The organism is Agromyces italicus DSM 16388 (assembly GCF_000421545.1).
GTDB lineage: Bacteria > Actinomycetota > Actinomycetes > Actinomycetales > Microbacteriaceae > Agromyces > Agromyces italicus.
In genome coordinates this window covers 530586-548906 of sequence record NZ_ATXF01000005.1, presented here as the reverse complement: position 1 = coordinate 548906, position 18321 = coordinate 530586, and the positions used below count along the sequence as shown (strand labels likewise).

At 71.3% G+C, this 18321-nt stretch carries 21 protein-coding genes; 13 read left to right on the top strand and 8 right to left on the bottom strand.

Going from position 1 to position 18321, the window contains the following annotated elements:
* Positions 1 to 79 precede the first annotated feature (79 nt).
* Positions 80 to 793 carry a class I SAM-dependent methyltransferase gene (locus tag H516_RS18865; protein ID WP_022889002.1) on the bottom strand — a complete coding sequence of 238 codons (714 nt, stop codon included), beginning with the start codon at positions 791 to 793 and terminating at the stop codon, positions 80 to 82.
* A gap of 33 nt (positions 794 to 826) precedes the next feature.
* Positions 827 to 2341: a M1 family metallopeptidase gene (locus H516_RS0106945; RefSeq protein ID WP_022889001.1), complete on the bottom strand. Its 1515-nt coding sequence runs from the start codon at positions 2339 to 2341 to the stop codon at positions 827 to 829.
* A 110-nt stretch (positions 2342 to 2451) separates the two neighbouring features.
* Between H516_RS0106945 and H516_RS18860 the strand changes: the two genes are divergently transcribed.
* Complete coding sequence (locus H516_RS18860; RefSeq protein ID WP_022889000.1) at positions 2452 to 3090, top strand: TOPRIM nucleotidyl transferase/hydrolase domain-containing protein; 639 nt, start codon at positions 2452 to 2454, stop codon at positions 3088 to 3090.
* Here H516_RS18860 and H516_RS0106935 read toward each other — a convergent pair.
* Positions 3072 to 3830 carry a sulfite exporter TauE/SafE family protein gene (locus H516_RS0106935; RefSeq protein WP_022888999.1) on the bottom strand — a complete coding sequence of 253 codons (759 nt, stop codon included), beginning with the start codon at positions 3828 to 3830 and terminating at the stop codon, positions 3072 to 3074. The genes H516_RS18860 and H516_RS0106935 overlap by 19 nt on opposite strands.
* 190 nt (positions 3831 to 4020) lie before the next feature.
* Here H516_RS0106935 and H516_RS0106930 point away from each other — a divergent pair, with 190 nt between their 5' ends.
* The 3 genes from H516_RS0106930 to H516_RS0106920 are packed head-to-tail and all read left to right on the top strand — an operon-like array spanning position 4021 to position 6253.
* The gene (locus tag H516_RS0106930; RefSeq protein WP_157432170.1) at positions 4021 to 4260 is read left to right on the top strand and encodes a hypothetical protein; all 240 of its coding nucleotides are present in this window, start codon (positions 4021 to 4023) and stop codon (positions 4258 to 4260) included.
* Positions 4261 to 4262: 2 nt separating this feature from the next.
* Positions 4263 to 4610, top strand: coding sequence for a hypothetical protein (locus H516_RS0106925; RefSeq protein ID WP_033196827.1), 348 nt, complete (start codon positions 4263 to 4265; stop codon positions 4608 to 4610).
* A gap of 41 nt (positions 4611 to 4651) precedes the next feature.
* Complete coding sequence (locus tag H516_RS0106920; RefSeq protein ID WP_022888996.1) at positions 4652 to 6253, top strand: hypothetical protein; 1602 nt, start codon at positions 4652 to 4654, stop codon at positions 6251 to 6253.
* Between the two features lie 2 nt (positions 6254 to 6255).
* Here H516_RS0106920 and H516_RS0106915 read toward each other — a convergent pair whose 3' ends face one another.
* The 3 genes from H516_RS0106915 to H516_RS0106905 form a co-directional block, all read right to left on the bottom strand.
* Positions 6256 to 6903, bottom strand: a complete 648-nt coding sequence (locus tag H516_RS0106915) for a hypothetical protein (RefSeq protein ID WP_022888995.1) — start codon at positions 6901 to 6903, stop codon at positions 6256 to 6258.
* A gap of 188 nt (positions 6904 to 7091) precedes the next feature.
* Complete coding sequence (locus H516_RS0106910) at positions 7092 to 7652, bottom strand: hypothetical protein (protein ID WP_022888994.1); 561 nt, start codon at positions 7650 to 7652, stop codon at positions 7092 to 7094.
* Positions 7653 to 7783: 131 nt separating this feature from the next.
* The gene (locus H516_RS0106905; protein ID WP_022888993.1) at positions 7784 to 8986 is read right to left on the bottom strand and encodes a GTP pyrophosphokinase; all 1203 of its coding nucleotides are present in this window, start codon (positions 8984 to 8986) and stop codon (positions 7784 to 7786) included.
* A gap of 246 nt (positions 8987 to 9232) precedes the next feature.
* Between H516_RS0106905 and dnaK the strand changes: the two genes are divergently transcribed.
* The 5 genes from dnaK to H516_RS0106880 all read left to right on the top strand — a co-directional run bounded on the left by dnaK (position 9233) and on the right by H516_RS0106880 (position 13818).
* The gene (dnaK, locus tag H516_RS0106900; protein ID WP_022888992.1) at positions 9233 to 11107 is read left to right on the top strand and encodes a molecular chaperone DnaK; all 1875 of its coding nucleotides are present in this window, start codon (positions 9233 to 9235) and stop codon (positions 11105 to 11107) included.
* Positions 11104 to 11697, top strand: a complete 594-nt coding sequence (locus H516_RS0106895) for a nucleotide exchange factor GrpE (RefSeq protein WP_022888991.1) — start codon at positions 11104 to 11106, stop codon at positions 11695 to 11697. The genes dnaK and H516_RS0106895 overlap by 4 nt, the downstream gene beginning before the upstream one ends.
* 88 nt (positions 11698 to 11785) lie before the next feature.
* A complete protein-coding gene (locus tag H516_RS0106890; RefSeq protein ID WP_022888990.1) occupies positions 11786 to 12781 on the top strand; it encodes a DnaJ C-terminal domain-containing protein in 996 nt (331 codons plus the stop codon).
* A gap of 9 nt (positions 12782 to 12790) precedes the next feature.
* Positions 12791 to 13207, top strand: a complete 417-nt coding sequence (locus H516_RS0106885; RefSeq protein ID WP_022888989.1) for a heat shock protein transcriptional repressor HspR — start codon at positions 12791 to 12793, stop codon at positions 13205 to 13207.
* Positions 13204 to 13818 (top strand): hypothetical protein, encoded by a 615-nt coding sequence (locus tag H516_RS0106880; RefSeq protein WP_022888988.1) that lies wholly within the window; start codon positions 13204 to 13206, stop codon positions 13816 to 13818. Before H516_RS0106885 ends, H516_RS0106880 begins: the two co-directional genes overlap by 4 nt.
* Here H516_RS0106880 and H516_RS18855 read toward each other — a convergent pair.
* The gene (locus H516_RS18855) at positions 13776 to 14459 is read right to left on the bottom strand and encodes a hypothetical protein (RefSeq protein WP_022888987.1); all 684 of its coding nucleotides are present in this window, start codon (positions 14457 to 14459) and stop codon (positions 13776 to 13778) included. The genes H516_RS0106880 and H516_RS18855 overlap by 43 nt on opposite strands.
* A 77-nt stretch (positions 14460 to 14536) precedes the next feature.
* Here H516_RS18855 and H516_RS0106870 point away from each other — a divergent pair, with 77 nt between their 5' ends.
* The 4 genes from H516_RS0106870 (at position 14537) to H516_RS18850 (ending at position 17636) form a co-directional block, all read left to right on the top strand.
* Positions 14537 to 15691, top strand: coding sequence for a class I SAM-dependent methyltransferase (locus H516_RS0106870; protein WP_022888986.1), 1155 nt, complete (start codon positions 14537 to 14539; stop codon positions 15689 to 15691).
* 42 nt (positions 15692 to 15733) lie between these two features.
* A complete protein-coding gene (gene clpS, locus H516_RS0106865) occupies positions 15734 to 16030 on the top strand; it encodes an ATP-dependent Clp protease adapter ClpS (protein WP_022888985.1) in 297 nt (98 codons plus the stop codon).
* A complete protein-coding gene (locus H516_RS0106860; protein WP_022888984.1) occupies positions 16027 to 16527 on the top strand; it encodes a DUF2017 family protein in 501 nt (166 codons plus the stop codon). The genes clpS and H516_RS0106860 overlap by 4 nt, the downstream gene beginning before the upstream one ends.
* 137 nt (positions 16528 to 16664) lie before the next feature.
* Positions 16665 to 17636: a hypothetical protein gene (locus H516_RS18850; RefSeq protein WP_051138713.1), complete on the top strand. Its 972-nt coding sequence runs from the start codon at positions 16665 to 16667 to the stop codon at positions 17634 to 17636.
* Here the strand turns inward: H516_RS18850 and H516_RS0106850 are convergent.
* Positions 17633 to 18316, bottom strand: coding sequence for a GAP family protein (locus H516_RS0106850; protein ID WP_022888982.1), 684 nt, complete (start codon positions 18314 to 18316; stop codon positions 17633 to 17635). The two genes, H516_RS18850 and H516_RS0106850, sit on opposite strands and share 4 nt — an antisense overlap.
* Between the last annotated feature and the right edge of the window lie 5 nt (positions 18317 to 18321).

The window sequence follows — 18321 nt, the reverse complement described above, 5'->3', positions numbered from 1 at the left end:
AGGACAGCCATGGTCGTCTCCTCTCCTTCAGCCGGATGCTCCGGGCCCGATTCCGCGCGATGCACGCGGCTCAGGAAGTCTAGGGGGCCCGGCGCTCGGCGTCCAGACCCGATTCTCGGGGCAGGGATGCCTCGAGGTACAGCCGTTGCGAGGCGATCTCCTGTTCGTAGGGCGCGCGATCGGCGAGCCGCTCGACGGCGAAGCCCGCCGCCTCGGCCGCTCCGGCGAGCTCGGCGGCGGTGAACTCGGCCCAGTAGACCTCGATGCCGGAGCCGAGCGGGTCTGCCGCGACCCCGTCGTCGGTGCCCTCCTTCGCGACGACGAGCAGGCGGCCGCCCGGCCTGAGCGCCGCGGCCCACGCGGCGAAGGTACCGGGCAGCAGCGACTTCGGCTGGTCGTGCAGCGAGTAGTTCGAGACGATCCCGTCGAACGATCCGCCGAGGCGGTCGGGGCCGAGCGTGCGCTGGTCGCCGATCTCGAAGCGAAGCCCGGGCTGTACGAGGCGCGCGAGTTCGATGCATCGCGGCGAGAGGTCGAGGCCGGTGACGTCGAGCCCGTGCGCGGCGAGCGCCGCGGCGACGTGCCCGCACGGCCCGCACCCGACGTCGAGCACGCGTGCGCCCTGGCCGAGGCGGCGGGCGAAGTCGGCGAGCAGCGCGAGGTCGTGCGGCTTGCCCTCGAGCTCGTCGCGGAACAGCTCGAGGTAGTGGTCGGCGCGGGCGTCCCACGAGCGCACGACGTCGGCGGCGCTGCCGGGCTCGGGCCCGGTGGTGCGCTCGGACGCTCGGATCATCCCGTCATCGTACGGCCCCGTCGACCGACGCGACTACGGCTGCACCCAGTCGGCGGGCGGCTTCACCGGGTCGGCGAGCCAGATCTGGAAGAACTCGTCGAGGTCCTCGCCCGACACCTCCTCGTAGACCGCCTGGAAGTCGTCGGCGGTCGCCGCGGAGTCGTCGTAGCGTTCGAGCCAGAGCCGGGCGCCTTCGAAGAACGCCTCGTCGCCCACCTCGACCCGGAGCGCGTGCAGGGTGCCTGCGCCGCGGTTGTAGACCTGCGTGGCGAACAGCCCGAGCGGCCCCGGGTCGCCGATCTGCAGCTGCCAGTACGAGGCCGTCCGCGTGGGGTCGTACCAGGCGTTGTAGCTCTGCTGCGCGGTGGCGCCGCCGTTCTGCTCGGTCCACATCCAGGTCGCGTACGTGGCCCAGCCCTCGTTGAGCCAGATGTCCTGCCAGCGCTCGGGGCTCACGGCGTCGCCGAACCACTGGTGCGCCAGCTCGTGTGCGACGGTTCCCTGACCGGCCTGGCCGGAGTACACCGGTCGGGTCTGGGTCTCGAGGGCGTAGCCGACGGAGTCGTCATCGACGATCGAGCCGAACGCCGTGAACGGGTATGGCCCGAAGCGGCTCTCGAAGAAGTCGATCATCGCCGCCTGCCGGGCGAGGCTCGCGTTCGTCGTGGCGAGACGGGCGGGTGAGAGGTCGCGGTCGACCGCGTCGATGATCGGCACGCCGCTCGCCGAGAAGGTCGGCGCCCGCAGTTCGAAGTCGCCGACCGAGGCGGTCGTGAGGTAGCTCGCCTGCTCGTCGGGCGCATCCCAGTACCAGGTGGTCAGGCCGTCGGCGGTCTCCTCGGGCTTCGGCTGCGTCCCGTTGGCGACGGCGACCTTGCCCTCGGGCACCGTGATCGCGAAGCTGTAGCTCGCCTTGTCGGTCTGGTGATCGCTGACGGGGTACCAGGTCATCGAACCGTCGGGCTCGCTGGCGACGATGGCGCCATCGCGCGTCGTCACCCAGCCGTAGAGCGCCTCCTCGATGTCCTCGGGCTGCGTCGTCGCGCCGCCGTACTCGACCACCACCGTCGCGCGCTGACCGGCCTTCAGCTTCGGCCGGGGTTGCACGGTGAGCTCCCACACGCGAGCCTCGTCGTCCTGCACATGCCAGAACGCGGCGCCGTCGACGGCGGCACCGGGTGCGGGCGTGGCCACCGAGGCCGCACGCTTGCCGTTCACGGCGACGGTCTCGACCTCCATGCCGCGGAGGTCGAGGTTGAACCGGTCGAGATCCTGGGTCGCCACGAGCTCGATCGTCGCGGTGCCGCGCAGCTCGCCCTCGAGGGGCGCCGGATCGGGCGCCGGCGGGGTGTAGTCGAGTTCGAGGTCGTAGTGCTGCACGTCGTAGCCGCCGTTGCCCGCGAACGGGAAGTACGCGTCGCCCGCGCCGGCGGCGCCGACCGTGTACCGGGGCCCGGCCCCCTTCGGGGCAGCGGCGGCGCCGATCGCGCCGAGGCTCCCGATCGCCAGTGCCGCGACGGTCGCGCCGCCGAGCAGCCGTGCCCGCATCCTGTTCACGATTCCCCTCCATCATTCGACCTGCATACGGGCTGACTCTAGACGCGCGGACGCTCGGACGGTAGACCCGAGCACCGGGTACGCCGGAGTAGGGTCGCACCATGCGGGACCTGGTCATCGCCGAGGCATCCACCGTCGTGCTCGTCGAGGGCGAGAGCGACCGCCTCGCCCTCGAGGCGCTCGCCGTGCGCCTCGGCGCCGACCTCGCGGCGGCCGAGGTCGCCGTCGTCCCGATGCACGGCGTGACCAACCTGCACCACCACCTCGCCGCGCTCGCGGCCGAGGCGGAGGCCGCGGCGCACGGCCGCCCGCGCCGCGTGCTCGGGCTCTTCGATGCGGCCGAGACCGCGTATGTGCGCCGCGCCGTCGACGGCGCCGGGCTCGGAAGCACCGACGCCCCGCTCGGCGAGCTGGGGTTCTACTCGTGCGAGCCCGACCTCGAGGGCGAACCGATCCGCGCGCTCGGCTCCGCGCGCGTCGAGGAGCTGCTGGCCGACCAGGGCGAACTCGCCCGGTTCCGCACCTTCCAGCGGCAGCCGTTCCAGCGCGGGCGCCCGCTCGACGCGCAGCTCCGCCGATTCATGGGCACCCACGCGGGGCGGAAGGCGCGGTTCGGGAGCTCCGGCTCTCACGCCTGCGGGGACACGATGCACGCCACGATACCGATGGCCACTTCGGTGGCGTGCACAGGTGCGGCGCGAGTTCGCGCGGCCGACCGCGTCTACCGCACCATGAAGTAGACGAGCGCCGCGAGTCCGATCGTGACGATCACGACGCGGTACGCCGTCTGCGGGATGTACCGGCCGAAACGACCGCCGAGCGCTCCGCCGATGAAGGCGCCGACCGCGATCGCGAGCGCCGCGAGCCACGCCACCTCGGTGACGGCGACGAACACGATCGCCGCGACGAGGTTCGCGGTCGCGGCCATGGCGTTCTTGTAGGCGTTCGCCCGGACGAGCGACCCCGCCATCGTGATCGAGAGGAGGGCCAGCAGCAGAACGCCCTGCGCCGCCCCGAAATAGCCGCCGTAGACCGCGGTGAGCCCGGCGACCGCCATCGTGGCGCCCGGGTGGTCGTGGTGCTCGGCCTGGCCGTGCAGCCGGGTCGTCCAGCGCTTGATCTGCGGCCCGAAGATCACGAGCAGCAGCGCCAGCACGATCAGCGCAGGCACGATCATGTCGAAGGCCTCGCTCGGCAGTCGCAGCAGCAGCAGTGCGCCGGTCGCGCCGCCCGCGGCCGAGAAGCAGAGGAAGACGCCGAGGCGACGCCATTCGCCGCGGAACTCGGAACGCCCAGCGAACGTGGCGACGAGCGAGGCGGGCAGCACGCCCACGTTGTTCGTGACGTTCGCGAGCACCGGCGGGTAGCCGAACGCCAGCAGGATCGGGAAGGTCACGAGCGATCCCGACCCGACCACCGAGTTGATGCCGCCCGCGACGATGCCGCCGAGCACGAGGGCGGCGAACTCGAGCGGGTTCATCGGGCGGTCACGGCGAGTCGGTGCATCCCTCGATTCAATCAGGCCGGATGTCTCCGGCCGCGCGTGTGACGTCCGAGCTCGCGCCGCATGGGGAGGGGTGCCCATTTCCGATGTCGTGCAGCTCGTGGGAGGGTCGAGGCGACGATGCTGCGAGCTGGGGAGGGCGCGATGGCCGATGCGGTCGAGATCGATGAGGCGGCGGACGGCGCACGCCGCCGAGACGGGCATCCACGGGCTCGGCGCCGCCGTGAAGGAGGCCGGCGCGGCCGCGGCGGCGCACTGGGCGGAGGAGTTCCGCGTCGCGGGGGAGGGCCTCCGGCAGCTCGCCCAGAAGGTCGACGACGACCTCGCCGCATTCGCGGCCCTCGACCAGGGTCTCGTGGCGCCGGGTGAGCGGCGCGGTGGCGGTCGTCGCGCCGAGGCGGTGTGACCGTGGCCGCACAGCCCGGGCTCGAGGCCTCTCCTGATCGCAAGACGGCGGTCGGTCGCGCCGCGCCCGTCGACGTGGCGCGCTGGGCGGTCACCCTGGGCGGCGCCGGCGTCGACTGGTCCACGGTGCGCCGCCTCGGCGTCGTCGTGCGGCTCGCCGGGCTCGACACGGTCGCCGGACTGGGCGGCGCCGTGGTCGACGGGCCCGACGCCGGGCGGGAGGCCGTGCGGACGGTGTTCGCGGAACTGGCCGGGCTCGCCGGGTCGGAGGCCGCCGCGGACGCGCTCGAGCGCGTCGCCGACACGCTCCGGAGGCTGAGTATCTCGACGCGAGCGGAGGGCGACACGTGAACCTGCAGGAGAGAGCCGAGGAGTGCCGTCGGCTCGCACGGATGGCCGAGAACGCCTCGGACTGGCTGCCGACGCACCCGACCGAGGCGGGCGTGCGCAGCGCCGCGACGTCGCTGCAGACGATGGCGGGCATGTGGACGGGTGAACACCTGCAACGGCCCGGCGGGTCACCGTCGAGCGTGCAGCAGAGCGCCGACGCGTACGAACGGATCGCCGCCGCCCTCGACGCGCGTGCGAGGAGCCTCGATGCTCGCGCGACCGAGGTCGAGCAGGCGCTCGACGCCGATGCCGGCCGGGCCGCGGCCGAGCAGGTACGCGCGTTCCGCGACCTCGTCGTGCTCGAGCAGCGCGGTGCGGCGTTCATCGCCGCCGCCCTCGACGACTATGCGAGCGCCCTCGACGACGGGCAGGGTCGCTTCGACCGGCGGTCGGCGGAGGTGCGATCGGCCCGCGACGACGCGTTCGCGGTCGACGCGCCCGTCGACTTCGCCGCCGAGTGGAGCGACGCCGAATGCCGGGCCGCGATATCGGCCATCCGTGACGTGTACGTCGATGCCCAGTCTGCGCTGGCCGGGAGCGGCTCGGCCCTCGAAGCGGTCGTCGAGGCCGAGCAGCGACTCGGCTACGCATTCTCGGACGCCGCAGGCTATGCGCGGATGACGGGCCTGCCGGCGACGAGCAGTACGAGCCTCGTCGACGCGGCGCTCGCGCTCGCCCGAGGCGTCGGCGATCCCGACCGTGCAGTCCTCTCCGATGCCGAGTGGGCGGCCTACGTCGCCGAGCGCGATCGGTTGAGCCCGGCCGACCGCAGGCGACTCGACGACGCGCTCGACGGGTCGAAGTCGCCCGAAGAGCGCCAGATCATCATGAGCGCCCTCGCGAGCGGCGCGGGCCTCGCACTCACCCTCGCGCTCGCCCGCAGGCTGCGGACCATGTCGCCGCAGCAGGTGAAGGCGATCGCGGGTCTCGGCATGACCGACGTGTCGGCCGCCGACGCGCGTGACTGGACCGAGCTGACGATGCCCGACGGCACGGTCATCACGCAGAAGACCGACACCACGTGCGGGTCCTCGTCTCTCCTGATGCTCGCCGCGCAGCGCGACCCGTTCCTCGCGCTGTTCCTGGCGGAGGGCGCGCTCGTCGACGGTCACATCCCGGAGTACCTCTCCGACGTGACGCTCATCGACCGCATGCCCGAGGCCGGGCTGACGACGACCGAACGCCTCAAGTACCTCCAGGAGGAGATCCGCAGGCAGACGAACCAGTTCAGCTTCTGGCCGGGGTCGGTCGTCGGATCGGCACCCTGGGGGTACGGCGACGAGGTCGCCCGCATCACCGGGGACGACGTCGACATGTCGTACAGCATGCTCGGGCCGAACGGCGACGCGCAGGACCTCGTCGACCGGGCGATCTCCGCGGTCGACTCCGGCACACCCGTCCCGTTCCTCGTCGGCGACGACTCAGGCGTTCCCCGCCACTACGTGCTGCTCGTCGGACACGAGGGCGACGAACTCCAGTTCTACGAGCCGTGGAACGGCGAGGTCAGGTCGGTGGCGATCGACGATGCCGTCGACGGCGACGAGTCGCTCGGGGCGTTCGGCGGCTGGTCGTCGATCTACGGCGCGGCGGTCCCCGCCGACTGAGCTCAGCCGCCGCGGCGCAGGTCGTCGATCTCGGGCATCGTGCCGGCGGTGGTCGTCGCCGTCGGAGGCGCGGTCGAGTCGAGGCAGGTCGGCTCGGTCACGGGCGCAGTGCCCCACGGGTCGGCGGACTCGGTGTGGAAGGGAGCGACCGACTCCGCCGTGACGCCGTCGCCGTGGCTGCCGGTGCCGACGCGCACGACGGTGAGGGCGACGAAGTCCTCGATGGGCTTGGTCGCGGCGATCTCGACCGTGCCGAACGAACCGAACGTCTCCGGGTCGGCTGGGGCGACGCACGAGACGGCGACCGCCTGCCATCCGTTCGCCTCGAGCTCGCCGGCCAGGTCGCGGGCGATCGGGAACGTCAGCGCCCACGGGTCGGCGGGCTCGGCGTCGCCGGAGATCGAGAGATCCGTGTCGATCTGCGCCCGCGAGGCGAGGGCGTTGACCGACGCGGGGGCGGGGCGCGCCGGCCGCGACATCCATCGACCTTCGTAGGCTGCCGCGTCGAACGGCTCCTCCGACTCGAGCGCCGCGAGCCGTGAGGCATCGACGTCGTTCGGTGCGCCGGCGTCGGTGCACCCGCTCAGGCCGAAGGCGATCGCGCCGGCGACGAGCAGCAGGACGACGGTCGACGGGGCACGGCGCGGCATCCTGCGAATCTACCCGATCGGCCTGCGTGCCGCCCCGGCTCACCGGCCCGGCTCACTCGCTTTCGCCGGTCGAGGCGATCCAGCCCGCGAAGACGGGCGCCCCCGACGTAGACGATCGCGCCGTCTGCCCTGACGACGACGGGCCCGTGCTGCGCGGCTGTGCATCGGAGCCCGCCGGCCGCCCGGCGCTACTGCAGCTCGGCGACCGAGCCGAGCAGCTCGGCGTAGCTGACGAAGTACGTGACGCCGTCGACGTGGACGATCGACGGCTGGTAGTTCGCGTCGTAGTCGGCCGGTGCGAGCATCGTTCCGGTGATCGGGTCGTCCGAGACCGTCCAGCCGGCTGCGCCGATCTCGGCGCTGCGCGCGGCCCACGCGGCGTCGTCCTCGGCGAGGCGCGCGAACCAGACGGCGACGTCGCTCTGATCCTTCGACCACTGGCAGTCGAGGGCGCCGTCGGCGGTGAGATCGACCATGACCTGGCCGAGCGGGAACTTGGATTCGGTGTTGAGCGTCAGGCCGTCGGCGGCGAGCTCGGCGTTCTCGGCCTCGGTGAAGACGGTGTCGCAGCTCGGCTCGGCACCGTCGCCCTCGGCTGCCGGGGTGGCCTCGGTGGAGGGTTCGGCCTCCGCGCTCGGCGAGGACTCGTTCGTGTTCGGTTCGGTCGAGGTGGCGGCGCATCCGCTCAGCAGCAGCAGCGCGAGGCCGGTCGAGGCGGTGAGCGCCCGCGGCAGGATTCGTAGGGTCATCCCGGCACCCTACTGGCGCCCGGGGCGCGGTGCCTCGGGGGCATCCCTGAGCGGCCCGCCCGGCAACCCTCTTCGGTCTCGTCCATGCCTCGATTCTCCCCGCTTCGCCGGACGCCGGGAAGCGGCTCGACTCAGCCGAGGTCGATCGGCCGGAACCCCTCGTCGTCGAGCGTGCCGACGGGCGCCGCGATCGCGCCGTAGCGCCTGCGCACACCGAGGGCCGAGGCATCCGGATTCTCGTACAGGTAGGTCGCGACGACCCGGTACTCGGCGAGCCGCCCGTCGGGCACGCGGCTCTCGCGGATCGGCTCACCTCCGATCAGTGCCGCGGCCAGCGCGGTCCAGTACGTTCCGATGCCGCGGAAGGCACGTGCCGGGCGCTGTGGCTCCGCGTCGGCCAGGAGGAGGTCGTTGTCGGTGCTCGCGCAGGCGATCGCGAGTCGGCGACCGAGCTCCGAGAACTCGCCGAACCCGTCGACGAGCGCCTCGTACCTGAGCCAGCCGGCCGCGCGGACGACGCTGCGCAGCTCGCGGCCCGCACCGGTCACGGTGCCGAACGGCACGTCGAGTGCCGCGGTCACGATCTGGTCGAGGGTGCGGGAGTCGCCGTCGTACTGGATGAATCGGCCGATGTACCCGCGCTCCCCGCCGACGTCTCCGCGAGCGGCGGGGCCGGCGGTGCGCGCCTCCTCCACCTGGCGGCGGATCTGATCGAGGTTCTCGTCGGCCTGCTCGAGGAGCGCCGCCGACAGGGCGAAGAGCCGGTCGACCTCGCGGGGGAGCTGGCGCGCGGACTTGTATCGGAAGTCGTGCTCGAGCTCCGACCAGGTGTCGGACAGGGCGGTGCGCAGCTGCACCTCGACCAGCGGCGCCTCGATCTCGGGGGAGCCGCCGGTCGCGTCTGCGCCGGTCGCATCGGCGGCGCCTCCGCCCGAGTCGGAGGCGGGGATCTGACCGACGAACTGCACAGAGCGGTAGCCGAACGCATCGATCGGGAGCAGTTCGGATTTGTCGACCCACGAGTCGTCGTCGACGATGAGCGCCTCGCGCACGACCTGCTCCATCGCGGCGAGGTCGCCCTCGAAGTGCGCGATGACGCGGACGCCGAGGATGTCGCGCACCTCCCGGTCGGGCGCGCGGCGCACCTTGCGCTCGAAGGACTCGCGCGACTTCACCCGCGCGGTGACCTGGAAGTATCGGAAGCCGGCCGCGTCGAGGCGGCGGGCGAAGTCGGCCTCGATGCGACTGCGCAGCCGACGGTAGCGTCGCAGCTCGCGGTCGTATCGGGCGAGTTCGGCGGCGACGAGCCGTTCGTCCTGGTCGCGTGCGTCCACACCGGCAGGTTAGTGGAATACTGGGCGGCGTCTGTGAGTTGAGTCAAGTACACTCAAGTTTCACGGGCTCGACTTGACACGTTCATTCGACGCTGAGAAGCTTGAGTCGTCAAGGCTCAAGTCTTGACGCATCTGACTTCGGTTGCGGGCCAGGAAGGCCGAACCGGTATCCGAATCGCGGTTCCGATACGCGTGCGGCTCCGCCGTGCGCCACTCGGCCGGCGATCGGGAGAAGGAGAGAAACACATGTCACGTGCAGTAGGAATCGACCTCGGAACCACCAACTCGGTCGTCTCGGTCCTCGAGGGCGGCGAGCCCGTCGTCATCGCGAACGCCGAGGGCTTCCGCACCACCCCGTCGGTGGTCGCATTCACCAAGGACGGCGAGGTGCTCGTCGGCGAGACCGCGAAGCGCCAGGCCGTCACCAACGTCGACCGCACCATCGCCTCGGTCAAGCGCCACATGGGCACCGACTGGAAGACCGACGAGATCGACGGCAAGAAGTACACGCCGCAGGAGATCTCGGCCCGCATCCTGCAGAAGCTCAAGCGCGACGCCGAGCAGTACCTCGGCGACACCGTCACCGACGCCGTCATCACCGTGCCCGCGTACTTCAACGACGCCGAGCGCCAGGCCACGAAGGAGGCCGGCGAGATCGCGGGCCTCAATGTCCTCCGCATCATCAACGAGCCCACCGCGGCCGCGCTCGCGTACGGCCTCGACAAGGGCAAGGAGGACGAGCTCATCCTCGTCTTCGACCTCGGTGGCGGCACCTTCGACGTCTCGCTGCTCGAGGTCGGCAAAGACGACGACTTCTCGACCATCCAGGTCCGCGCGACCTCGGGCGACAACCGCCTCGGCGGCGACGACTGGGACCAGCGCATCGTCGACTGGCTGGTCAAGAAGTTCAAGGACTCGACCGGCGTCGACGTCGCGAACGACAAGATCGCGAAGCAGCGCCTGAAGGAGGCGGCGGAGCAGGCCAAGAAGGAGTTGTCCTCGAACCTGAAGACCTCCATCCAGCTGCCCTACCTCTCGCTCACCGAGAACGGCCCGGCGAACCTCGACGAGACGCTCACGCGCGCCGAGTTCGAGAACATGACGAGCGACCTGCTCGACCGCACGAAGAAGCCCTTCGAAGATGTCATCCGCGAGGCGGGCATCAAGCTCTCCGACGTCGCGCACGTCGTGCTCGTCGGCGGCTCGACCCGCATGCCGGCCGTCTCCGACCTCGTCAAGAAGGAGACCGGCCAGGAGCCCAACAAGGGCGTCAACCCCGATGAGGTCGTCGCCGTCGGCGCCGCCCTCCAGGCGGGCGTCCTCAAGGGCGAGCGCAAAGACGTCCTGCTCATCGACGTCACCCCCCTCAGCCTCGGCATCGAGACCAAGGGCGGCATCATGACCAAGCTCATCGAGCGCAACACGGCCATCCCGACCAAGCGCAGCGAGACCTTCACGACCGCCGACGACAACCAGCCGTCGGTCGCCATCCAGGTCTTCCAGGGCGAGCGCGACTTCACCCGCGACAACAAGGCACTCGGCACGTTCGAGCTGACCGGCATCGCCCCCGCGCCCCGTGGCATCCCCCAGATCGAGGTCACCTTCGACATCGACGCCAACGGCATCGTGCACGTGTCCGCGAAGGACAAGGGCACCGGCAAGGAGCAGTCGATGACGATCTCGGGCGGCTCGAGCCTCCCGAAGGACGACATCGACCGCATGGTGCGCGAGGCCGAGGAGCACGCCGCCGAAGACAAGGCACGCCGCGAGTCCGCCGAGACCCGCAACTCCGCCGAGCAGCTCGCCTACTCGGTCGAGAAGCTCATCAAGGACAACGACGACAAGCTCCCGGCCGACGTCAAGTCCGAGGTGCAGGGCGATGTCGACGCGCTGAAGTCGGCCCTCGCGGGCGACGACGACGACGCGGTCAAGACCGCGTTCGAGAAGCTGTCGCAGTCGCAGACCAAGCTCGGCGAGGCGATCTACGCCCAGTCGCAGGCGGATGCCTCCGCCGCCGGCGAGGATGCCTCGGCGACCGGCCAGGCCTCCGACGAGTCCTCAGATGAGGACGTCGTGGACGCCGAGGTCGTCGACGACGACGAGGAGAAGAAGTCGTCATGACCGACGAGAACCAGAACCAGGACGAGCCGGTGGTGCGCGACCCTTCGACGGGCTCTGGGCAGGCCGACGGGGCGCCCGAAGAGGGCGCCCCCGAGGCATCCGACCTCATCGAGGACGAGACGGAGCTCACGGTCGACGACATCCTGAACGCGGCGAACGCCGAGGTCCAGGAGCCGAGCGACGAGCACCTCGCCGACCTCAAGCGGGTCACCGCCGAGTACGCGAATTACCGCAAGCGCACCGAGGCGAACCGCGAGATCGAGCGCGAGCGAGCGGTCGGCGCGGCCGTGTCCGTGCTGCTGCCGGTGCTCGACGACCTCGACCGGGCAGAGAAGCACGGCGACCTCGAGGGCGACAGCGCCTTCGCGACGATCGCCGCGAAGCTCCGCGCCGCAGTCGAGAAGCTCGGCCTCGCCGCCTTCGGCGAGGTCGGCGAGCCGTTCGACCCGCAGCGCCACGAGGCGATCTTCCAGCAGCCGAGCGCCGACGTCGAGGTCGACACGGTCGCCGACGTCGTCGAGACCGGCTACACGCTGGGCGGGGTGCAGCTGCGCGCCGCGAAGGTCGTCGTCTCGACGCCGCAGGCCTAGCGAACCACCGCGACGCCGGTCGAGTGGCGACCCTTCGCCACTCGACCGGCGTCCCACATTCAGACAGACTCAGAGAGAGGAGGTGCCGATGGCCAGCCAGGACTGGTTCGACAAGGACTTCTACCAGGTGCTCGGCGTCTCCAAAGACGTGAGCGACGCAGAGCTGAAGAAGGTCTACCGCAAGCTCGCGCGCAAGTACCACCCCGACTCCAATGCCGGCGACGCCGCCGCCGAGGCGAAGTTCAAGGAGATCAGCGAGGCGCACTCCGTGCTCTCCGATCCCGAGCAGCGCAAAGAATACGATGCGATCAGGGCGATGGGCTCGGGTGCGCGGTTCACCGCGCCGGGCGGCGCCGGCGGCGCGGGCGGGTTCGATGACGTCTTCGGCGGCATGTTCGGCCAGGGCGGCCCCGGCCGCAGCCAGTCGTACACCTTCCAGCCGGGCGGCGACTACGACGACCTGCTCGGCGGGCTCTTCGGGGGCGGCCGGTTCGGTCAGCCGACCGGCGGCTACCGCGGGTACGGCGGGCCCACCGCCGGGCGCGACGTCAGCGCGACGACGACGCTCGACTTCATCACCGCGACGAAGGGCGATCAGATCACCCTTCAGACGGCCGAGGGCAAGCCGATCACGGTGCGCATCCCGGCAGGGGTCTCCGACGGGCAGAAGATCCGCCTGCGCGGCAAGGGGCACCCCTCGCCCGACGGCGGTGCGGCGGGCGACCTCATCCTCACCGTCAACGTGCGCAAGCACCCCGTGTTCGAGCGCGATGGCCTGAACCTCCGCGTCACCGTGCCGGTGACCTTCGCCGAGGCGGCGCTCGGTGCGACCATCCAGGTGCCGACGCTCGGCGGCGACCCCGTGAAGCTCCGCGTCGCCCCCGGCACGCCGAGCGGCCGCGTGCTGCGCGTGAAGGGCCGCGGCGTCGAGACGAAGAAGGGCACGGGCGACCTGCTCGCCGTGGTCCAGATCGCGGTGCCCTCGCACCTCTCGAAAGACGCCGAGGCCGCCGTCGAGGCGCTCGCCGCCGCGCTGCCCGACGAGAACCCGCGCGACGAGCTGCTCGCGAGGGCGAAGGGCTAGGCGATCGAGATGCACGAGAGGAGCCCGCTCTTCGTCATCTCCGTCGCGGCCGAACTCGCGGGGATGCACCCGCAGACGCTTCGACAGTACGACCGCCTCGGTCTCGTCTCGCCCACCCGCACCGCGGGCAAGTCGCGGCGATACTCGATGCACGACGTCGTCCAGCTGCGCGAGATCGCCCAGCTCTCGAGCGAGGGCGTGAGCCTCGAGGGCATCCGCCGGGTGCTCGGGCTCGAAGAGGAGGTCACCGTCCTCCGTGCGCGTGTGCGGGAGTTGGAGGGCGCGCTCGCCGACGAGATGCTGAACCGCCCGGGCCGGCGCATCTTCGCAGCGGGCTCGGCGGGTGAGGTGATCAGCCTCAAGGCCGGCACGCGGGTGCGCCGCGAGAACGCGGTCGTCGTCTGGCGGCCGCTGGAGCGCGGGTGACCGGCATCCCGCCGGTCCCCCGGACTCCCACACGATCCGCGGGACCGATCGGCATCTGGGCGCTGCCGCTGGTCACGCTCGGCTTCGTGGTCGGCGTGATGCCCGCGCTCGTGCTCGTCGTCGTCTTCGTGCTGTTCGCCGCGATCGGCCTCGTCACGGGAGGGCTCGGCGCCGCCGCCATCGTCGGCTTCCTCACCGCGCTCGTCGGCGGGGGAGCGGTCGCGGCGCAACCCTGGTTCGTCATCGCCCCCGTGGTGATCGGCGTCGCCGCGTTCGTCGGCGGGGTCGTGGGCAGCGTCGCCGCGCTGCGGCGCCTCGGGCATCCCGCGCCCCGCGCGGTGACCTGGTCGGCCGTCGGCCTCGGACTCGTCGTCCAACTGCTCGTCAACGGCGTCGTCTACTTCGTCGTGACGCTGGTCTTCGCCGCGACGGTCGAGGGCGGCATCGGCCTCGTCTTCTTCGGCGGTGCACCGGTTCCGCTCACGATCTTCGTGCTGTGCGCACTGCTCGTCACCGGCGGGCTCGGCCGGCTCGCGTGGTCGCTGTTCGGGCGGGTCTTCGCGGTGCCTCAGCGGCCCCACGCCGAGGCGGGCGCCTCGATGACGTCGTAGGGGCGCGAGCTCCAGTGCGTGCCGTAGCCGTAGTGGCTCGACGCCCACGGCGAGGCCCAGATCGCCTGCGCGGTCGCGTCGGCGGAGTCGCCCTCAGCGAGCGCTGCGTCGACGGCCGGGTAGCGGCCCGACCGCAGATTCTCGGCCGCGTAGTACGCCGCCTCCACAAGGGTGACGTAGCTGCCGAGGCCCGATCCGCCGCCCGAGCCCTGCCCGTTGTTCAGCGGGTTGTTGCGGTTCCACCAGTTGTCGGCGCCGTTCTCCTGACGCATCCAGCGCATCATGAACGTCACGTTCTCGTCGGTGAGCGGCCACCCGCCCTCGACGATGACGAGCTTGGCCCAGTCGAGGTTGGTTCCGCCGTCGATGAGGGTCTCGGGGCCGGTCGAAGCCACGTACGACTCCGTCGAGAGCGATGCCGATTCGGTTCCCGGCTCGACGCTCAGCCGCTGAGCGGCGGCCGCGACCGAGTCACGGGCGAGTCCGTCTGCCGCGGCGGCGCGGATCGTCTCGAGGTTCGTGAGCGGGGCGACGGCGACCGTCGCAGTGAGGCCGAACACCGCGATCGCCGCGAGTACGCCGAACGGGCGGCGGACGGATCGCCCGCCGCGAATCGCGCCCCCGTGCCGATCTCGCCGCATGCGGAGCCGAGAGTAGCAAATCGAACCGGGCACCGCACTCAGGAATCCGGGCGCGCCCCGACGCGTACCCTTGGGGCATGCCCTTCGACTTCGGCGCCCTCGGGCGGCACCCCGACATCGAGGGCCCCGGGCTCGAAGCCTCCGATGCGGCCGACCGGCTCCTCCTCGACGAGGCGAACGAGCGAGCGGCGGCGTCGCCACTCGGGCCGGCGCCCGACGAGATCGTGGTCGTCGACGACGCGTACGGAGCGATCGCGCTCGGCGCGGCCGAACGGTTCGGCGCGAGCGCGGCCCGGCCGATCCGGGTGCATCAGGATCTCGTGACCGGCGAACGCGCCCTCGCCGAGAACGCCGGGCGGCTGGCGCTCGCCGACGAGGTCGTGTCGATGCCCTTCGCGCCCGAACTCGTCGCCGGCGCGCGGCTCGTGCTCGTGCGACTGCCCCGCTCGCTCGACCGGCTCGACGAAGTCGCCGGGCTCGTCGCGCGCCACGCGGCATCCGATGTCGCCATCGTCGCCGGGGGGCGCCTCAAGCACATGAGCCTCGCGATGAACGAGGTACTCGGCCGCCATTTCGGCCGCGTCGACGTGAGTCTCGCCCGGCAGAAGTCGCGGGTGCTCACCGCCTCGGAGCCGACGCCCGCCGCACGAACCGCGGCCCCCGCGTGGCCGCGGCGCGAACGTCACGAGGCCGAGGACCTCGAGGTCGTCGCGCACGGCGGCGTCTTCGCGGGCAGCGGCATCGACATCGGCACCCGGTTCCTGCTCCAGCACCTCGGCGAGGCGATGCCGGATGCCTCGACCGCCGTCGATCTCGCTTGCGGCTCGGGCGTCGTGGCGACCCGGCTCGCCCGCACGCGGCCGGGCATGCGCGTCGTGGCGACCGACCGCTCGGCCGCGGCCGCGGCATCCGCCCGGCTGACCGCCGAGGCCAACGGCGTCGCCGAGCGGGTGCACGTGACCCGTGCCGACGGGCTCGAAGGCCTCGCCGACGCCAGCGAGCGGTTCATCGTGCTGAACCCGCCGTTCCACAGCGACGCGGCGATCTCGACCGGCATCGCCGCGCACCTGTTCGCCGACGCCGCCCGCGTGCTCGCCCCCGGCGGAGAGCTCTGGTGCGTCTGGAACTCGCACCTGCGGTACCGTCCGCTGCTCGAACGCACGGTCGGGCCGACTCGGCAGATCGCACGCAACCCGAAGTTCACGATCACCGCGTCGGTGCGCGAGGCCTGACCCCGGGTGTCCGCGTGACCGGATTCGTGTCAGGCTGGACTGGTGACCGCGACACTCGAAGAGCTCGACCTCGACCTCGACCTCGCCGGCCAGGGCGCCGCCGAGGTGCCGTGGCGTGCGATCGTGTGGGACGACCCGATCAACCTGATGAGCTACGTCAGTTACGTCTTCCGCAGCTACTTCGGGTACCCGCGCGACGAGGCCCAGCGGCTCATGCTCCTCGTCCACAACGAGGGCCGGGCGGTCGTCGCCTCCGGGTACCGCGAGGCGATGGAGCGGCACGTTCAGGCGATGCACGGCTACGGGCTGCAGGCGACGGTCGCGAGGGGCGACGGGTGATCGTCGCGGGCCGCGGCGGCGGCGAGGGCGTGCGCCTGGTGCTCGAGACCGAGGAGGCGATGCTCCTCTCCGAACTCGCCGACCAGGTCGACTCGGTGCTGCTGCTCGGCGAACCCGACGACCCGGCGCTCGGGCGGCTGTTGCCGAGCGCGTACCCCGACGACGCCGAGGCCTCCGCCGAGTACGCCCGCTACACGCGCGAGAGTCTCGTCGACGGCAAGCGGCTGGCGGCTCAGCAGGTGCGAGACGCGACCGCAGCGACGAGCGAGAACGGTCTCGTCGAGATCGAGCTCGACCAGTCCGAGGCGTGGGGCTGGCTCACCTTCCTCACCGACCTGCGGCTCATCCTCGCCGAACGGGTCGGCGTCGACGATGCCGAGGACGACGAGACCGACGTCGATGCAGAGACCCGCGACGACTACCTCAGGGCGGCCTACGAATGGGCGGGATTCGTGCAGGGCTCGATGCTCGAAGTGCTCGATCCGACCGACGCGTAGTCGCGCCCGGGTATGGCTTCAGGCGGAGGATCAGCTTGAACACGACACATCCCCAGTCTCGCGATTCAGAAGTCGGCCGTGATTCGAGGCGAAGCGCGAGCGGGCGGTCCGGCAGGTGGCGTTCGGTCGTCGCCGCGGTGTGCATCGTCGCTGGCGTACTCATCACCCCGGTCGCCGTGGTCGCGTCGTGGGCCCGCATCGAGCTGGTCGACAGCGATCGGTTCGTCGCGACATTCGCTCCGCTCGCCGAGGTGCCGGCCGTGCAGGACGCGGTCGCGGCTCAGGTGTCGACGCTGATCGAGAGCCGCCTGGACGTCGCTGCGTTGACCGGTGCCCTGTTCTCTGGCCTCGAGGAGGAGGAACTGCCCCGCACGGCGCGCCTCGCGCTTCGAGCGCTGGAGGGGCCGGTGACCGCGGGAATGAACGCGTTCATCGAGGCGAGCGTTCAGCGCGCCGTCGAGTCGCCGGCGTTCTCGCTGGCATGGAGCGAGGCGCTTCGTGTGTCGCATCGGCAATTCGAGGCCGCGATGAAGGGAAGCACCGAATCGGCCCTCGTCCTCGACGGCGACGGCGCGCTCGTCATTCAGCTCGGACCGGTCGTCGACGCCCTCGAGGGTGCGCTCGCTCGCGAGGGCTTCGTCGTCCTCCCTGGCGCCGCCTCCGTTGATGCGAGCCTCGTGGTGATCCAGGCCGACGCGCTGCTCGTGGTGCAGGCGATCTACACGATCGCGGTGCCGGCTGGAATGTGGCTGCCGCTCATCGCGCTCCTGCTGTTGACGACGGGTGCGCTGGTCGCGCGTCGGCCGATGAACGCGGTCGTCTGGGCCGGCGGGGGGATCGCGCTCGCGATGATCGCCCTGTCGGCGGGCGTCGGGATCGGTCGATCCTTCTTCGTCGCCGCGCTCAGTCCCGAGTCGATGTCGGTCGCCGCTGCGGAAGCCGTGTTCGCCCAGCTTCTCGTCCTCCTGCAGAACGGCATCTCGGCGCTGATCGCGATCGGCGCGGTCGTCGCGATCGTCGCTTGGCTCTTCGGACCGACCCGAAGCGCCCGAACCGTTCGCAGCTGGGGGCCGGCGATCGTCGGTGCGGTCCGTCGCGCGCCGGCCTAGAAGACGCCGAGGCCCTGCAGCGCCTTCACCGCGAACCAGGCCCCGAAGACGAAGCCGATCAGGATCATGATCACCCGGTTGTTGTGCTGGAGCCAGCCGGTCGCGGCATCCAGCAGCGACGCCGACCGCTTCGGTGCGACGACCGCGATCGCGAGCACGACGAGGTGCACGATTTCGCTCGCGACGATGAACACCACGAACACGGCGACGGATGCCGCGGCGCCGAGTCGTTCATCGGCGATCGCGCCGACCGCCCCGAGGGTGAACACCCAGAACTTTGCTCCGATCACCATCAGCCCGAGGCCGAGCAGGTAGGCGCGGTCGGGTGTCATCGACGCGATCGTGCCCATCCACTTCGGCGGTGGCGCATCGGGGTCGACCCGGGCGAACAACTGTTTGAACGCGGTGACGAGGAAGAGCACGGCGACGACGAGCAGCAGCACCGCCACGACCGCACTCGACTCGGAGTCGGTCGCGCTCGCGTCTTCTGCTGCCGACGCGGTGAACACGAAGCCGAACAGCGCGCCCTGCGTGAGCTTCACCGTGGTCATGCCGGCGACGAAGGCCGCCGAGGTGAGCACCCCGCGCGGCGTCTTGATGAGCAGAATCGTGATGACGATCTGAATCGGCACGATCGCACTGCCCAAGATGAGCGGGGTGAGTGTGGTCCAGAGAGTCATGAGGG

Excerpts from the sequence above, each read along its gene's own strand:
- H516_RS0106850 (WP_022888982.1), bottom strand. The coding sequence starts at position 18,316 with ATGACTCTCTGGACCACACTCACCCCGCTCATCTTGGGCAGTGCGATC.
- H516_RS0106885 (WP_022888989.1), top strand. The coding sequence starts at position 12,791 with ATGCACGAGAGGAGCCCGCTCTTCGTCATCTCCGTCGCGGCCGAACTC.
- dnaK (WP_022888992.1), top strand. The coding sequence starts at position 9,233 with ATGTCACGTGCAGTAGGAATCGACCTCGGAACCACCAACTCGGTCGTC.
- H516_RS0106895 (WP_022888991.1), top strand. The coding sequence starts at position 11,104 with ATGACCGACGAGAACCAGAACCAGGACGAGCCGGTGGTGCGCGACCCT.
- H516_RS0106930 (WP_157432170.1), top strand. The coding sequence starts at position 4,021 with ATGAGGCGGCGGACGGCGCACGCCGCCGAGACGGGCATCCACGGGCTC.
- H516_RS0106935 (WP_022888999.1), bottom strand. The coding sequence starts at position 3,830 with ATGAACCCGCTCGAGTTCGCCGCCCTCGTGCTCGGCGGCATCGTCGCG.
- H516_RS18855 (WP_022888987.1), bottom strand. The coding sequence starts at position 14,459 with ATGCGGCGAGATCGGCACGGGGGCGCGATTCGCGGCGGGCGATCCGTC.
- H516_RS0106890 (WP_022888990.1), top strand. The coding sequence starts at position 11,786 with ATGGCCAGCCAGGACTGGTTCGACAAGGACTTCTACCAGGTGCTCGGC.
- H516_RS18860 (WP_022889000.1), top strand. The coding sequence starts at position 2,452 with ATGCGGGACCTGGTCATCGCCGAGGCATCCACCGTCGTGCTCGTCGAG.
- H516_RS0106920 (WP_022888996.1), top strand. The coding sequence starts at position 4,652 with ATGGCCGAGAACGCCTCGGACTGGCTGCCGACGCACCCGACCGAGGCG.
- H516_RS0106910 (WP_022888994.1), bottom strand. The coding sequence starts at position 7,652 with ATGACCCTACGAATCCTGCCGCGGGCGCTCACCGCCTCGACCGGCCTC.
- H516_RS0106870 (WP_022888986.1), top strand. The coding sequence starts at position 14,537 with ATGCCCTTCGACTTCGGCGCCCTCGGGCGGCACCCCGACATCGAGGGC.
- H516_RS18865 (WP_022889002.1), bottom strand. The coding sequence starts at position 793 with ATGATCCGAGCGTCCGAGCGCACCACCGGGCCCGAGCCCGGCAGCGCC.
- H516_RS0106945 (WP_022889001.1), bottom strand. The coding sequence starts at position 2,341 with ATGCGGGCACGGCTGCTCGGCGGCGCGACCGTCGCGGCACTGGCGATC.
- H516_RS0106915 (WP_022888995.1), bottom strand. The coding sequence starts at position 6,903 with ATGCCGCGCCGTGCCCCGTCGACCGTCGTCCTGCTGCTCGTCGCCGGC.